At 71.9% G+C, this 14,220-nt stretch carries 18 protein-coding genes; 10 read left to right on the plus strand and 8 right to left on the minus strand.

The features are described from left to right. Window positions 1-20 precede the first annotated feature (20 nt). The gene (locus tag ACNJ93_RS21620; protein ID WP_418959071.1) at window positions 21-305 is read left to right on the plus strand and encodes a hypothetical protein; all 285 of its coding nucleotides are present in this window, start codon (window positions 21-23) and stop codon (window positions 303-305) included. A 42-nt stretch (window positions 306-347) separates the two neighbouring features. Further along, complete coding sequence (locus ACNJ93_RS21625; RefSeq protein WP_418959072.1) at window positions 348-770, plus strand: DUF6304 family protein; 423 nt, start codon at window positions 348-350, stop codon at window positions 768-770. Between the two features lie 142 nt (window positions 771-912). Here ACNJ93_RS21625 and sodN read toward each other — a convergent pair whose 3' ends face one another. Then, window positions 913-1,308, minus strand: a complete 396-nt coding sequence (sodN, locus tag ACNJ93_RS21630; RefSeq protein ID WP_406863072.1) for a superoxide dismutase, Ni — start codon at window positions 1,306-1,308, stop codon at window positions 913-915. Between the two features lie 142 nt (window positions 1,309-1,450). Between sodN and sodX the strand changes: the two genes are divergently transcribed. Continuing rightward, window positions 1,451-1,876 (plus strand): nickel-type superoxide dismutase maturation protease, encoded by a 426-nt coding sequence (gene sodX / locus ACNJ93_RS21635; RefSeq protein WP_418959073.1) that lies wholly within the window; start codon window positions 1,451-1,453, stop codon window positions 1,874-1,876. On the opposite strand, the gene ACNJ93_RS21640 is transcribed toward sodX, so the two are convergent. Continuing rightward, window positions 1,861-2,469 carry a CGNR zinc finger domain-containing protein gene (locus ACNJ93_RS21640; protein WP_418959074.1) on the minus strand — a complete coding sequence of 203 codons (609 nt, stop codon included), beginning with the start codon at window positions 2,467-2,469 and terminating at the stop codon, window positions 1,861-1,863. The two genes, sodX and ACNJ93_RS21640, sit on opposite strands and share 16 nt — an antisense overlap. Window positions 2,470-2,573: 104 nt before the next feature. On the opposite strand from ACNJ93_RS21640, the gene ACNJ93_RS21645 reads away from it, so the two are divergent. After that, window positions 2,574-3,338 carry a class I SAM-dependent methyltransferase gene (locus ACNJ93_RS21645; protein WP_418959075.1) on the plus strand — a complete coding sequence of 255 codons (765 nt, stop codon included), beginning with the start codon at window positions 2,574-2,576 and terminating at the stop codon, window positions 3,336-3,338. Window positions 3,339-3,403: 65 nt separating this feature from the next. Here the strand turns inward: ACNJ93_RS21645 and ACNJ93_RS21650 are convergent, their stop codons facing one another. The 3 genes from ACNJ93_RS21650 to ACNJ93_RS21660 are packed head-to-tail and all read right to left on the minus strand — an operon-like array spanning window position 3,404 to window position 6,110. Then, window positions 3,404-4,165 carry an amino acid ABC transporter ATP-binding protein gene (locus tag ACNJ93_RS21650; RefSeq protein ID WP_418959076.1) on the minus strand — a complete coding sequence of 254 codons (762 nt, stop codon included), beginning with the start codon at window positions 4,163-4,165 and terminating at the stop codon, window positions 3,404-3,406. Next, window positions 4,162-5,103, minus strand: a complete 942-nt coding sequence (locus ACNJ93_RS21655) for an amino acid ABC transporter permease (protein WP_418959077.1) — start codon at window positions 5,101-5,103, stop codon at window positions 4,162-4,164. Before ACNJ93_RS21655 ends, ACNJ93_RS21650 begins: the two co-directional genes overlap by 4 nt. Window positions 5,104-5,135: 32 nt before the next feature. Next, window positions 5,136-6,110, minus strand: a complete 975-nt coding sequence (locus ACNJ93_RS21660; protein WP_418959078.1) for an ABC transporter substrate-binding protein — start codon at window positions 6,108-6,110, stop codon at window positions 5,136-5,138. Between the two features lie 534 nt (window positions 6,111-6,644). Here ACNJ93_RS21660 and ACNJ93_RS21665 point away from each other — a divergent pair. The 5 genes from ACNJ93_RS21665 (at window position 6,645) to ACNJ93_RS21685 (ending at window position 11,303) form a co-directional block, all read left to right on the plus strand. Beyond that, entirely contained in the window at window positions 6,645-7,862 is a 1,218-nt protein-coding gene (locus tag ACNJ93_RS21665; RefSeq protein WP_418959079.1) for an NAD(P)-dependent malic enzyme, read from the plus strand. A gap of 179 nt (window positions 7,863-8,041) precedes the next feature. Further along, window positions 8,042-9,007, plus strand: coding sequence for a zinc-binding dehydrogenase (locus ACNJ93_RS21670; RefSeq protein ID WP_418959080.1), 966 nt, complete (start codon window positions 8,042-8,044; stop codon window positions 9,005-9,007). Window positions 9,008-9,083: 76 nt separating this feature from the next. Beyond that, window positions 9,084-10,493, plus strand: coding sequence for a cellulase family glycosylhydrolase (locus ACNJ93_RS21675; protein ID WP_418959081.1), 1,410 nt, complete (start codon window positions 9,084-9,086; stop codon window positions 10,491-10,493). Window positions 10,494-10,542: 49 nt separating this feature from the next. Further along, window positions 10,543-10,752, plus strand: coding sequence for a helix-turn-helix domain-containing protein (locus ACNJ93_RS21680; RefSeq protein ID WP_393643210.1), 210 nt, complete (start codon window positions 10,543-10,545; stop codon window positions 10,750-10,752). Beyond that, on the plus strand, window positions 10,752-11,303 hold the full coding sequence (locus ACNJ93_RS21685; RefSeq protein ID WP_418959082.1) for a Clp protease N-terminal domain-containing protein: 552 nt from the start codon (window positions 10,752-10,754) through the stop codon (window positions 11,301-11,303). The genes ACNJ93_RS21680 and ACNJ93_RS21685 overlap by 1 nt, the downstream gene beginning before the upstream one ends. Here the strand turns inward: ACNJ93_RS21685 and ACNJ93_RS21690 are convergent. Together ACNJ93_RS21690 and ACNJ93_RS21695 are read right to left on the minus strand one after the other, a co-directional pair. Next, complete coding sequence (locus tag ACNJ93_RS21690; protein WP_418959083.1) at window positions 11,295-12,161, minus strand: helix-turn-helix transcriptional regulator; 867 nt, start codon at window positions 12,159-12,161, stop codon at window positions 11,295-11,297. The two genes, ACNJ93_RS21685 and ACNJ93_RS21690, sit on opposite strands and share 9 nt — an antisense overlap. Before the next feature lies 1 nt (window position 12,162). Further along, window positions 12,163-13,005, minus strand: a complete 843-nt coding sequence (locus tag ACNJ93_RS21695) for a DUF4097 family beta strand repeat-containing protein (protein ID WP_418959084.1) — start codon at window positions 13,003-13,005, stop codon at window positions 12,163-12,165. Window positions 13,006-13,174: 169 nt separating this feature from the next. On the opposite strand from ACNJ93_RS21695, the gene ACNJ93_RS21700 reads away from it, so the two are divergent. After that, window positions 13,175-13,969 (plus strand): hypothetical protein, encoded by a 795-nt coding sequence (locus ACNJ93_RS21700; protein WP_418959085.1) that lies wholly within the window; start codon window positions 13,175-13,177, stop codon window positions 13,967-13,969. 3 nt (window positions 13,970-13,972) lie between these two features. Here the strand turns inward: ACNJ93_RS21700 and ACNJ93_RS21705 are convergent, their stop codons facing one another. Then, complete coding sequence (locus ACNJ93_RS21705; RefSeq protein WP_043224942.1) at window positions 13,973-14,158, minus strand: DUF6104 family protein; 186 nt, start codon at window positions 14,156-14,158, stop codon at window positions 13,973-13,975. Between the last annotated feature and the right edge of the window lie 62 nt (window positions 14,159-14,220).

Raw genomic sequence — 14,220 nt, forward strand, 5'->3', positions numbered from 1 at the left:
GCCCCGCCTACCCTTGAGGTATGGCCAGCGAACGACGTCGTACGCTCCCCGGCCCCGAGTCCGAGACGGTCTGCCCCGCCTGCGGTCAGGCCGTCGGCACGGCCGTCGAGCGGCACAAGATCATGGGCGCCTGGGTCCCCGTCTGGGTGGCGCAGCCCTGCCACAACCCGGACTGCGAACTGTTCGGCCGGCGGCCGGACGGGCACCTCGGCGCGGCGGATTCCGCGGAGGGCGCGGAGCCGCCCGCCCACGACTCCTCACCAGGCACAACGGGTGAGACCGGGAGAAGTCCGGCCGGCGGGTGACCGGCCGCGCGGCGGAGTCCAAGATCCCGCTACAGTCCGCGCATGTCATCGGAGTCGACGGAAGTATGGACCGGCTGGTACCGGGACCGCCGTGGCGCGGAAGCGATCGTCATCACGGCGGGCGGGGGCCGAGTGGCCACCCGCATCAGGGGAATCGAGTACGCGGGCGAGAGCATCGGGAGCCTGCGCGCGGACGGCGGAGCGGGCGAGCCGCTCGGCGGCTGCGTCCTGGAATGGGACCTGCCGCTCCAGGTCACCGGCGACGGTGCCGCCGCCCAACAGGCCACGCTCAGCTGCCTGCTGACCCTCGCTGAGCGCACCGACCTCCACCTCACCCTGCACTACGGCGGCGCGGCCTTCGAATCCGGCCTGGCCGGCCCCGACTTCGACGAGGCCCTCACCCGCATCCGCCGCCAGCTCCCCCCGAACACGGAGTTCGCCCGCCCGGCGAAGGCGTCGGCATAACGACCGGGAGCATCCCTCGTGGCCGGAGCTCCGCACCCGCCGGCCCTGGCCGTGACCCGTCCCGACGCCGGAAGACGCCGAACGGCCCGATCAGGGGCATCTGATCGGGCCGTTCTGGTGTGCAGGCGGGAGTGACCGAAGGTCAGGCCTTCTTGGTCTCCCAGAAGATGCGGTCGATCTCGGCGATGAGCTCGAGGGCCTTCTCGCCGGTCTTCGGGTCGTTGGACGCCTTGGCGGCCGAGAGGGCCTTCAGGGTGTCGTTGACCAGCTGGTGCAGCTGGGGGTACTTCTCGAAGTGCGGGGGCTTGAAGTAGTCGCTCCAGAGCACCGAGACGTGGTGCTTGGCGAGCTCCGCGCGCTGCTCCTTGATGATGAGGGCGCGGGTGCGGAAGTCCGCGTCCTCGTTGGCCTGGTACTTCTCCTGCACGGCCTTGACCGACTCCGCCTCGATGCGGGCCTGGGCCGGGTCGTACACGCCGCAGGGCAGGTCGCAGTGGGCGCTGACCTTCACCTTGGGGGCGAACAGGCGGGAAAGCATGCAGCTGTCCTTCCTCGTGATCGTCTTCTCAAGTGGGAGATTACTCGGTGAGAAGGCTGTTTTCGCGAGGGGGCCCGGGTGCTTAGGACAAAAGTCCAGGGTCAGGATGGGACCCGTGGACGATCGGACCGGGAGGTGCCGGATGACGGATTCGGGGCGGGAGACGTTGCCGCCGTTCGGGATCGCCGAGGTGACGGGGCCTTCGATGGTGCCGACGCTGCTCCACGGGGACCGGCTGCTGGTGCACTACGGGGGGCGCCCGCGGCCCGGTGACGTCGCCGTGCTGCGGCATCCGCTGCGGCAGGACCTGCTCATCGTCAAGCGGCTGATCGAGCGACGCGGCGCCGGCTGGTGGGTGCTCGGCGACAACCCCGGCGCCGAGGGGGACAGCCGGGTGTTCGGCGCCGTGCCGGCGGAGCTCGTGCTCGGCCGCGTACGGGCCCGGTACCGGCCGCCCGCGCCCGGAAGCCGGAGGTCGGTCCGGGCGCGGCTCTCCTGGCTGCTGACGGCCGTGCGGCCGGTGCGCCCGGACCCGGCGGCGAGCGCGCGGTACTACCCGGCCTCCTGAGCCCCCTGGGCCGCTCCCTGCGCCGCCTCCTGGGCCTCCTGGCGCTTGCGCGCCCGGTACGCGGCCACGTTCGCGCGCGTGGCGCAGCGGTCGGAGCAGTAGCGACGCGAACGGTTGGTGGAGGTGTCGAGGTACGCGTTGCGGCAGGGGGCCGCCTGGCACAGGCCCAGGCGGTCCGCGCCGAACTCCGTCAGATGGAAGGCGAGCCCCATCGCCGCGATGGCCGCGTAGCCCGCAGTCGCGTTCGAAGGGTGGTCCGCGAGGTGCATGTGCCACCGCGGCCGGCCCTCCTCGTCGAGGTAGTCGTGCCCGGAGATCTGCGGGCTGACCGGGAACTCCAGGAGCAGGGAGTTCAGCAGGTCCACGGCCGTCGTCTGGTCGCCGTCGTCCGCCGCGGTGAAGACCGCGCGCAGCCGCGCCCGGACCGAGCGGAACCGGGTCACGTCCGCGTCCGTCGCCCGGCGGGCCATCTGCGAGGCCTCGCCGAACAGGTCGCGGACCGCCTCCACCGTGGTCAGGGAGTCCTTGCCACGGGCCGGCTCCTCGGTGTTGACCAGACGCACGGCGTAATCCGAGTAATAGGCCAGTTCCACTTGTAGTCCTTACTGCGACGGTCTAGGGTCGGTGGCGCGAGGGGTAAGAGACGGGTGCCCTTCGAGGGTATTACGAAATCGTCGAGGTCCGAGGGAGCAGAGTCATGACGGACGCAGCCGTGGCCGGTACCGACTGGCAGGCCTGGCAGGACAGCTGGGACCGCCAGCAGGAGTGGTACATGCCCGACCGCGAGGAGCGGTTCCGGGTGATGCTGGACATGGTCGAGGCCGTGGTGGGGCCGAAGCCCCGGGTCCTCGACCTCGCGTGCGGTACGGGAAGTATCACGAACCGGCTGCTGCGGAGGTTCCCGGAGGCGACCAGCGTCGGTGTCGACCTCGACCCCGCGCTCCTCGCCATCGCCCGCGGCTCCTTCGACGGCGACCGGCGGGTCACGTTCGTGACCGCCGACCTCAAGGACCCGGCCTGGACCGAGGCGCTGCCGCACGACACGTACGACGCCGTGCTCACCGCCACCGCCCTGCACTGGCTGCACACCGAGCCGCTCACCGCCCTGTACGGGCAGCTCGCCGGGCTCGTCCGCGAGGGCGGCGTCTTCATGAACGCCGACCACATGATCGACGAGTCCACCCCGCGCATCAACGCCGCCGAGCGCGCCCAGCGGCACGCCCGCATGGACCGTGAGAAGGCCGCCGGGGTCCTCGACTGGGCCGACTGGTGGGCGCTCGCCGCCAAGGACCCGGTGCTCGCCGAGCCCACCGCCCGCCGCTTCGAGATCTACGGCGAACACGCCGACGGCGACATGCCCTCGCCCCGCTGGCACGCCGACACCCTCCGCGCCGCCGGCTTCGCCGAGGCCCGCCCGGTGTGGTGCTCGCCCTCGGACACGCTGCTGCTGGCGGTGAAGTAGCGCGGGACGCGCGAAGGGGCGGTACGGGTCGCGGAGGACCCGTACCGCCCCTTTCAGCCGTGTGCCTACAGCACCTTCGACAGGAACGCCTTCGTCCGGTCGTGCTGCGGGTTCGTCAGGACCTCGCGCGGGTGGCCGGACTCGACCACCACGCCGCCGTCCATGAAGACCAGCGAGTCGCCGACCTCGCGGGCGAAGCCCATCTCGTGCGTGACGACGACCATCGTCATGCCCGACTCGGCCAGGTCCCGCATGACGTCCAGGACGTCACCGACCAGCTCCGGGTCGAGGGCCGAGGTCGGCTCGTCGAACAGCATCAGCTTCGGCTCCATCGCCAGAGCACGGGCGATGGCGACGCGCTGCTGCTGGCCGCCGGAGAGCTGCGAGGGGAAGTTCCCGGCCTTGTCGCCGAGGCCCACCCGGTCGAGCAGCCGAGCCGCCCGCTCCCGGGCCACGGCCTTCGTCTCGCCCTTGACCTGGACCGGCGCCTCCATGACGTTCTCGAGCGCCGTCATGTGCGGGAACAGGTTGAAGCGCTGGAAGACCATGCCGATGTCCCGGCGCTGCGCCGCGACCTCGCTGTCCTTCAGCTCGTAGAGCTTGTCGCCCTTCTGGCGGTAGCCCACCAGCTCGCCGTCGACCCAGAGCCGGCCGGCGTTGATCTTCTCCAGGTGGTTGATGCACCGCAGGAAGGTGGACTTGCCGGAGCCGGACGGGCCGATCAGGCAGAACACCTCGCCGTTGTTCACCTCGAGGTCGATGCCCTTGAGGATGTGCGCGGGGCCGTAGGACTTGTGGACGCCCTCGGCCTTCACCATGGGGGTCATCGGGTCACCGCCTCACGGTTGGAGAATCGCGCCAGGTTCGCCTTGACCTTCTGCCACGGCGTGGGCGGCAGGGAACGCAGCGCACCGCGCGCGTAACGCCGCTCCAGGTAGTACTGGCCGACGCTGAACACCGAGGTGAGCACCAGGTACCAGATCGACGCGACGAAGAACATCTCCATCACCGCGAACGAGGTCGAGGCGATGTCCTGGGCGCTGCGCAGCAGGTCCTGATACTGCACGGCGACGACCAGCGACGAGGTCTTCAGCATGTTGATGAACTCGTTCCCGGTCGGCGGGATGATCACCCGCATCGACTGGGGGAGCACGACCCGGCGCATCGTCTGCGACTGGGTCATGCCGAGGGCGTGCGAGGCCTCGGTCTGGCCCTCGTCGACCGACTGGATGCCGGCGCGGACGATCTCCGCCATGTAGGCGCCCTCGTTCAGGCCGAGGCCCAGCAGGGCGGCCAGGAACGGGGTCATGACGTCCGTCATCTCGTCCTTGTAGAACCCGATGTTGAAGATCGGGAAGATCAGGGCGAGGTTGAACCAGATCAGCAGCTGCACGTACACCGGCGTGCCGCGGAAGATCCAGATGTAGAGCCAGGCGACCGAGCTGGTCACCGGGTTCTTCGACAGGCGCATGACGGCGAACAGCACGCCGAGCGCCAGTCCCAGCGCCATCGACAGGACGCTGATGAGGATGGTGTGCCAGAGGCCCGTGAGGATGCTGGAGTCGAACAGCTTCTCCGGCACGGTCGCCCAGCGGACGTTGCCCTGCGAGAAGGCGTAGCCCAGGAGAGCGAGGAGGGCGACCACCAGGACGCCGGCGATCCAGCGTCCGTAGTGGCGGACCGGAATGGCCTTGATGGCCTCCGGGGGGAGCCCCGACGGCGCGGGCGACGCCCCGCCGGGGACCTTGTCGAGCTTGTCAGTCACAACGACTGCCCTTCAGTGGCGCTGGGGAGGTGTCAGGAGCCGCCGTTGATCTTGGCCGCGGGAATGGCGCCGGAACCGGCGTTCCACTTGTCGAGCGCGGCCTTGTAGGTGCCGTCCTTGATGATCGCGTCCAGGGCTTCCTTCAGCGCGTCGCGCAGCTGGGTGTTCTTCTTGTCGACGGCGATGCCGAAGAAGCCGGCGTCGGACTTGTTGGCGATGGCCTCGAAGTCGTTGCCGCCGCCCGCGGTCTGCGCGATGTACGCGGCGACCGGGGAGTCGTTCAGGTCGGCGACGGCACCGCCCGCCTTCACACGGGTCTGGGCCTCGGCGTCGGTCGGGAAGGACTCGAAGGTCAGGGCCGGCTTGCCGTCCTTCTTGCACTTCTCGGCCTGGTCCTTGGCGGCCTGCTCGTACGTGGTGCCGCGCTGCACGGCGAGCTTCTTGCCGCACAGGTCGTCGAGCGACTTGATGTTCTCCGGGTTGCCCTTCTTCACCAGGATGCCGGTGGAGGCGGTGAAGTAGTCGACGAAGTCGACACCCGTGCCGGTCTTCTTGCCCTTGTCGTCCAGACCCTCCTGGCGGGCCTTGGTGTCGGTCATCGACGACATGACGATGTCGGTGCGACCGGTCGGCAGGGCGGTCAGGAGGGTGTCGAAGGTGCCGCTCTCGAACTGGAACTTCACCCCGAGCTGCTTGGACAGGGCGGCCGCGATGTCGGGGTCGACACCGACGATCTCCTCGCCCTTCTTGAACTCCATCGGCGCGTACGTGGCGTCCGTACCGACCTTGATGACGCCGGCCTTCTGGATCTTGGCGGGCAGCTTGGAGAACAGCGGCGCGGACGAGCCCGCGGCGGACTCCTTGCCGCCGGGGGTCGAGCCGCCCTCGGTCTGGTCGCCGCAGGCGGTCAGCAGCATGGAGCCGGCGACCGCGATGGCGGCGACCGCGGCGATCCGGGACGTCCGGGACTTGGCGGCGGTCGTACAGCGCGTGGTGCTTGCGGTCATGGTCGGGTTCCTCCGGCGTGTTCGGGAGTTGCCTAGGCCGCGCACGCACCTTCGGGTGTCGCGACCTCGTGTGATTACCGCATCTTGCCATTCGGACTGCCCGATTCAGGGGGGCGCGGATGTCAAAATCGGATAACGGGTGACCCCCGAACCCCGACAGGCCGGTACATCCGGGCCGGATCTTCTCCGGGGATTGCTCCATACGGCCGGAAAATCTCCGGTTGATCTCGCCATTCGGACGCGCCGAAGTGCGTAATTCGGTTTGCTCAGGCACCTGTCCGGACATTCGGTGACCAGTCGGCTCTCCGAGTGACGCTGTCGCGCCTCTATGAGCCCCGTCACGGAGCCGGAATGGACTCGTCTGCGGTGCGGTTCGTCCGGTAAGAAGGATCCTTACACCCCTCATCCGGGGCTCAGGGCGCGTTGTGCGGCGCGCCCGCGCGGCTGCCAGACACGGCGGCCGCGGGACCCGCCCACCCCTCCTCAACCAGGAGTGGCCACCCTCAAATGAAGAAGACTTAAGGGGTCAACCCAATGGCAGCGGAGATCGTCAACCCTCGCAGCGCGAGCGGCACGGAGAGCGAAGGGACTCAGGAGGAGCCCTTCGATCCGGCCTTCGCCCTGCACCGCGGCGGCAAGATGGCCATCCAGGCCACCGTGCCCCTGCGCGACAAGGACGACCTGTCCCTCGCGTACACGCCTGGTGTCGCCAAGGTGTGCAGCGCTATCGCCGAGCAGCCGGAGCTCGTCAACGACTACACCTGGAAGTCCCAGGTCGTGGCCGTCGTGACGGACGGTACGGCGGTGCTCGGACTCGGCGACATCGGCCCGGAGGCCTCGCTCCCCGTGATGGAGGGCAAGGCGATCCTGTTCAAGCAGTTCGGCGGCGTCGACGCGGTGCCGATCGCGCTCGCGACCACCGACGCCGACGAGATCGTCGAGACCGTCGCGCGGCTCGCCCCCTCCTTCGGCGGGGTGAACCTGGAGGACATCTCGGCGCCGCGCTGCTTCGAGATCGAGCGCAAGCTGCAGGAGCGCCTCGACATCCCCGTCTTCCACGACGACCAGCACGGCACCGCGATCGTCACCCTCGCGGCCCTGCGCAACGCGGCGAAGCTGACCGGCCGCACCCTGGGCGACCTGCGCGCGGTCATCTCCGGCGCCGGCGCGGCGGGCGTGGCCATCGCCAAGTTCCTGCTGGAGGCCGGCATCGGCGACGTCGCCGTCGCGGACCGCAAGGGCATCGTCAGCGCGGACCGCGAGGACCTCACGGACGTCAAGCGCGAGATCGCCGAGCTCACCAACAAGGCGGGCCTCGTCGGATCCCTGGAGACCGCCCTGGCCGGCGCGGACGTCTTCATCGGCGTCTCCGGCGGTACGGTCCCCGAGGCCGCGGTCGCGTCCATGGCGCCGAACGCCTTCGTCTTCGCCATGGCCAACCCGAACCCCGAGGTCCACCCGGACGTGGCGCACAAGTACGCCGCGGTCGTCGCGACCGGCCGTTCGGACTACCCGAACCAGATCAACAACGTGCTCGCCTTCCCCGGCATCTTCGCGGGCGCCCTCCAGGTCCGGGCCTCCCGGATCACCGAGGGCATGAAGATCGCCGCGGCGAACGCGATCGCGGACGTGGTCGGCGACCAGCTGTCCGCCGACTGCGTGATCCCGTCGCCGTTCGACGAGCGGGTCGCCCCGGCCGTCGCCGCCGCGGTCGCCGCCGCCGCGCGCGCGGAGGGCGTCGCCCGCCGCTGACCCGGCCGCCTGCCACGAGGGCCCCGATCTGCGAAGGTCGGGGCCTTCGGCGTCCCCAGGGCCTCCGCGTACGACGGCGGGTACGGCTGCGGGTACGGTCCCGCCGCCGGGCGCCAGAGGGCGTGTCTCACACCGCTCCGCGGTTCCGTCGCGCACCCGGGCCGCCCTAGGCTCGGGCCATGTTCGCTGCCTATGCCGCCCGAATCGACCGCGATCAGCCGTTGAACGGCCTTGAGCTGGGCGAACGCCCGGAACCCGAGGTGCGTCCCGGCTGGACCACCGTCACCGTCAAGGCCGCCTCCCTCAACCACCACGACCTGTGGTCGCTGCGCGGGGTGGGGCTGCCCGAGGAGAAGCTGCCGATGATCCTCGGCTGCGACGCCGCGGGCGTCGACGAGGACGGCAACGAGGTCGTGCTGCACTCCGTCATCGGCCAGTCGGGTCACGGCGTCGGACCCGACGAGCCGCGCTCCATCCTCACCGAGCACTACCAGGGCACCTTCGCCGAGCGGGTGACCGTGCCGCGCTGGAACGTGCTGCCGAAGCCGAAGGAGCTGTCCTTCGAGGAGGCCGCCTGCCTGCCGACGGCCTGGCTCACCGCGTACCGGATGCTCTTCACCAACGCGGGCGTCCGGCCCGGCGACTCGATCCTCGTCCAGGGCGCGGGCGGCGGCGTCGCCACCGCCGCGATCGCCCTCGGCAGGGCCGCCGGCCTGCGGGTGTACGCCACCAGCCGTGACGAGGCGAAGCGCAAGCGGGCGATCGAGCTGGGCGCCGTCGAGGCGTTCGAGCCGGGCGCGCGTCTGCCGCAGCGGGTGGACGCGGTCATCGAGACGGTCGGCGCGGCCACCTGGTCGCACTCGGTCAAGTCGCTGCGCCCCGGCGGCACGCTGGTGATCTCCGGCGCGACCAGCGGCGACCGGCCCTCGCACGCCGAGCTGACGCGGATCTTCTTCCTGGAGCTGAAGGTCGTCGGCTCGACGATGGGCTCGAAGGACGAGCTGGAGGACCTGCTGTCGTTCTGCGCGACGACGGGCCTGCGGCCGGTGATCGACGAGGTGCTGCCGCTGGACCGGGCGCGGGAGGGCTTCGAGAAGATGGCCTCCGGCGAGCTCTTCGGGAAGATCGTTCTCACCACCTCCTGACAGACTCTTGATGGACCGTCAGAACTGCTGATGGGATCTCCGGCACTGCGTACCCGTCGTCGTGCCGGAGGTCCCCATGCTGTTGCGCACCACGCTCGCCGCCGCTGCCGCCGTCGCCGCGCTGCTCGCTCCCGCGGCCGTCCCCGCGGCCGCGCGCGCGGACAGCGGAGGCGCGATACCCGCCCTGACCGACGACCGCGGCCGGGTGCTGACCCTGCGCGGCTGGAACGTCGAGGACAAGGCCCACCGCGGCGAGCAGGCGCTCTCCGCGATCACCGAGAAGCACTTCCGCGACATGCGGGCCCGCGGCTTCAACTTCGCCCGGCTGCTGGTCTTCTGGGACGACCTGGAGCCGCGGCGCGGCCAGTACAGCCGGGCGTACCTGGCGAAGATCGAGCGGATCCTGGACTGGGCGGAGAAGCACGACGTCCATGTCCTGATCGACGCCCACCAGGACGTCTTCGGGCCCGCGTTCGGGCACCGGGGCGTGCCGGAGTGGGCCACGCGCACGGACGGCCTGCCGTTCACCCCGCACCCGGACGACTGGTTCTCCGAGTACTTCGAGCCCGCGGTGCAGCGGGCGTTCACGCACCTGTACGCGGACGCGGACCTGCGCCGCGCGCAGGCCGACATGTGGCGGGTGCTCGCCGCGCGGTTCGGGGACCACCCGGCGGTGCTCGGGTACGACCTGATCAACGAGCCCATGGGGGAGCTGCGTGAGGGCGAGGACCTGCCGACGGCGGCCCGGCGCATCGAGCGGGAGCAGCTGACCCCGATGTACGACCGGCTCGCGGACGCGGTGCGCACGGTCGACCGCGACTCCTGGGTGTTCGTCGAGCCCACCCCGATCGTGGGCGAAGGGGTGCCGACGGGGCTCCGCCGGATCGACGACCCGAAGGTGGTCTACGCGCCGCACTTCTACAACACGGCGATGGAGGCGGGCGCGGACTACGACCCCGCGGCCGGCTGGATCGAGGCGTACGAGGCCGCGGTCACCGTGTACCCGAAGGAGCACCGGGTGCCGGTGGTGGTCGGCGAGTGGGGTCCGCTCAACAACTCCCTGCCGAACATGGGCCGTTTCTACGAGGACGCGATGGCCTCGCTCGGGCGGTACGGCTCGGGCTGGGCGGGCTACGTCTGGTGCTACGGCGGCGGGTACTGCGCGGTGGACGGCGAGGGCAGGTTCCGTACGAACAAGGAGCGGACGGCACAGCCGTACGCGGAGGCGGTCGCGGGCACGGTGCGCACTTCGGCGTACGACGCGGGGGCGGGCGTGTACCGGCTGGAGTACACGGCGGCGCGGCGTGGCGGCGCTGCGACGGAGCTGTCGCTGCCGCCGAGCGCCACGGGCTGGCGGGTGCGGGTCGAGGGGCGGGCCTGGACGCGGACGGAGAACGTGCCGGCCGGCCAGGCGCGGAGGGTGACGGTGCACGCGGTGCCGGGGGCGGCGGTGAAGGTGACGGTGGAGCCGGTGCGGCACGGCTGAAGTGTCAACCAGGGTTGACGAACGCGGGGTGTCAACGTAGGTTGACAACATGAGCGATGCGACCGAGCTCGCCGCGCGGGCGGGCGACCGCGACCCCCGGGTCGGACTGCGGGCCGTCTCCGCGCTGCGGCGACTGCTGGAACAGCTGGAGGCCGTCCAGGTGCGCAGCGCGCGCAACCAGGGCTGGTCGTGGCAGGAGATCGCGGCCGAACTGGGCGTCAGCCGCCAGGCCGTCCACAAGAAGTACGGGAGGCAGTGATGTTCGAACGGTTCACGAAGGCCGCACGCGCCGTGGTCAAGGGCGCGGCCGAACGCGCGGAGAGGGACGGCGCGGCGGTCGTCACCGAGGAGCACCTGCTGCTGGCCCTGCTGGACGGGGAGGGCACGCGGGCGGCGGCGGTCCTGGGCATGCTCTGTCCGCCGGACCGCCGCGACTCCCTGCTGGCCGCGCTCGCCGACGCCCGGCGGCGGGCCGGACTGTCCCGCGCGGACGCCGAGGCCCTGGCGGACCTCGGCATCGACGTCGGGGCGATCGTGGCGCGGGTCGAGGAGACCCACGGCGCCGGCGCACTGGCGGGCGACCGCAGGGACTCCGGCTGGTGGTCGGGCCGGCGGTCCTTCACGAAGGAGGCCAGGACCGTCCTGGAGAAGTCCCTCCGGGTGGCGCTGGCCCGGAAGGACCGGGAGATCGGCGACGAGCACCTCCTCCTGGCGCTCACCACGACCGGAGGAGTCGTGGCCGAGGCCCTGGCCGACCACGGCGTGACGTACGCGGCGGTGGACGACGCGGTCTCCGCGCGCTCAGCCTGACCGGCGCAGCAGCCCGAGCAACTGCCCGGCCGCGGCGGACAGATGGCCCTTCGCCTCGGCCAGCTGCCCGGCGTCCACCCCGTGGTCCCGCGCGGCGTCCCGTACGTCGTCCCGGAACCGGTCGAGCAGCCGCTCCAGGTCCCGCGCGGGGTCCCCGGTCTCGGCGACGTCGGGCGTCCAGGCGGGGGCGGGCGCCGGTGCCGACGCCGGGGCCGCGGAAGGCCCGGCCGGCTTCGGGCCCGCCGCCTGGCCGCGCGCCGGCTCGTCGTCCTGCGGGGCCGCCCAGGGGGTGCCCGGGGCGTTCAGGAGGCCGGAGAGATGCGTGCTGAGCTCGGTCAGGCCCTCGCGGACGCCCGTCGGCCAGTCGCCCGCGGCGAAGTGGGACTGCACCTGGTCCTGGACCTGCTTCGCGATGCGCTGGAAGTCCCGGGCCTGCTGCCGGGCCGACTGCGCCTCCGCCCGGGCACGGCGGGACTGCGCCCCCGCCGCCGCGCGCATCTCGCTGCGCAGCCGGCCGGCCGCGCCCCGCACGTCGGCGCGTATCTCCGCGGCGAGTTCGGAGACCGAGTCGCGGATCTCCTGCTCCAGGTCGGCGAGTTCGGCGACCCGGGCGGCCAGTTCCGCGCGGCCCGCCTCGGTGATCGAGTACACCTTCCGGCCGCCCTCCGAGGCGTGCGTGACCAGGCCCTCGGCCTCCAGCTTGGCCAGCCGGGGGTAGACCGTGCCCGCCGAGGGCGCGTACAGGCCCTGGAAGCGCTCCTCCAGGAGCCGGATCACCTCGTAGCCGTGACGCGGCGCCTCGTCGAGGAGCTTCAGCAGGTACAGCCGCAGCCGGCCGTGGGCGAAGACGGGGGGCATGTCAGCGCACCACCTTGTCGTGAGGAGTTCCGTCCGGACGGCGCAGCAGCGCGATCGAACCGGACACCGTCGTGGCCTTCAGCGAGCCGCGTCCCGCGCCGAGCGTGCCGGTGAGGCTCTTCGAGCCCCACTGGCCGCCGACCCGCAGATCCTCGAAGGCGCTGGAGAGCGAGCCGCCCGTCGTGTTCGCCTCGACCGTCGTGTCCGCCGGGTCCGCGAGCCGGATCGCCACCTCGCCGGAGACGCTGGTGAGCCGGATGTCCGCGGGCGGGCCGTCCATCAGGCGCGGGTCCAGGTCGATGACCAGGGCCCCGCTCACCGTCTCCGCCTTCACCGAGGCGCCCGCGCCCTCGACCAGCGTCACATCGCCCGAGATCGAGTGCGCCCGCAGCGCCCCCGTCACCGACTGCGCCTCCAGTCCGCCGGAGACGCTCTCCGCCCGCACGGGCCCCGAGAGCCCCACGAGCGTCGTGTCGCCGGAGACGCCGCGCACGTCCGTGCCGCCGCGGATGCCGGAGACCACCGCCTCCGCGGAGACCGTCGCCACCTCCACGTCCGCGCCCGCGGGCACCGCGACCGAGACCACGGCCCGGCGCCGCGGGCCCTTCGGGTCCAGCCACTTCAGCAGACCCTTCCAGTTCAGGTCGTCGTAGCCGATCGTCAGCGTGCCGCCCTCCTGCGTCAGGACCAGCGGCGGGCCCTCCAGCTCCGCGACCTCCACGCGCGTGGCCGACTCCTCCGTCCCCACGACGTTCACCGCGCCGTGGACGATGCGGACGCGCAGGTGCCGGACGGGTTCGGTCAGCGTGAGTGCTCCGGGCTCGGCGACGGACCGCTCTGTCATCGTGTTGACCTCCCGTGTCACGTATCGGCCGGGCGACGCGACGCAACATATCGCGTATCGCCGTTCTGGTAAGCACGATATATCGCGTGATGCTCGCGTCAAGGGCGCGGCGGCACGCGCGCAGCTCCTTCTCCCGCATACCGCGACAAATTGACCTAGCGTGGCGTACGTGAACGCCCTTCTGCTCTGCCGCGCCGCCCCGCCCGCGGTACGCGCCCCCGCCCAGCTCCTGCGCGAGCAGCTGCTGCTCGCCCCGGCCGGCACGGACTGGAGCGTGCTCGTGCCCGAGGGGAAGCCCTGGCAGGACGGCTCGGAACCGGTCGACCGGGTCGTCAACGGCTGGGCCGCCGCGCTCGCCGTCGGCGCGACCTGGCCCGTCCTCGGCCTCTGGTGGGACGCCGACCGCGCCGGCTTCACGCTCGCCTCCGGCTTCCGCCGGCCCGTCGGATACATCTGGCTCGCCGACGGCACCCCGGCCGGCGAGGACGAGGCCATGCGCACCTTCGCCGACCGCCTCGGCCTCGACCCCGTGCTCGACGTCCAGGCCCTGGAACCCCTCACCGTGCCCGACCCGGACGCCGACGCCCGCGCCCGGCTCGTCGGCCTCACCGCGGTCCTCGCCCGCACCGGCCTCGCCCTGCCGCCGGGGCTCGACCCGGGCGAGCCCGCCGATACCCTGCGCGCCGCCGCCGAGGCCCTCGGGGCGGAGGAGATCGCCTGGTCCGGCTGGGGCGAGGCGCTGCGCACCGAGCTCGACGTCGTCGAGCGCGGCCCCCTCGGCCCGTACCTGCCCCACGGGCCCCGGGCCCGCGCGCTCGCCGCCGGCCTCGTCACGGCCGGACTGCCGCTCACCGCCTGGGGCATCGCCCGCCGCAGCGGCGGCTGGACCGCGGCCGGACTCCTGCTGATCGCCGACGGCCTCCTGGGCCTGGCCTACGAGCGCCTCAGGGCCGAGACGGGATGACGCCTACGCGTCGTCGTCGTCCTCGTCGTCCAGCCGCGCCAGCCACGTGGCCAGCCGCTCCACCGGCACCTCGAAATCGGGGTTCAGATCGACGAACGTCCGCAGCTGCTCGGCGAGCCACTCGAAGGTGACCTCCTCCTCGCCACGCCGCTTCTCCAGCTCCTCGATGCCACGGTCAGTGAAGTACATGCGTCCAGGATAGGCCGGAGGCCCGGCGCCCCCGATAGGGGCACCGGGCCTCCGGACCTGGC

It is taken from the genome of Streptomyces tritici (genome assembly GCF_048500665.1).
In the GTDB taxonomy this organism is placed as follows: Bacteria; Actinomycetota; Actinomycetes; order Streptomycetales; family Streptomycetaceae; genus Streptomyces; species Streptomyces tritici.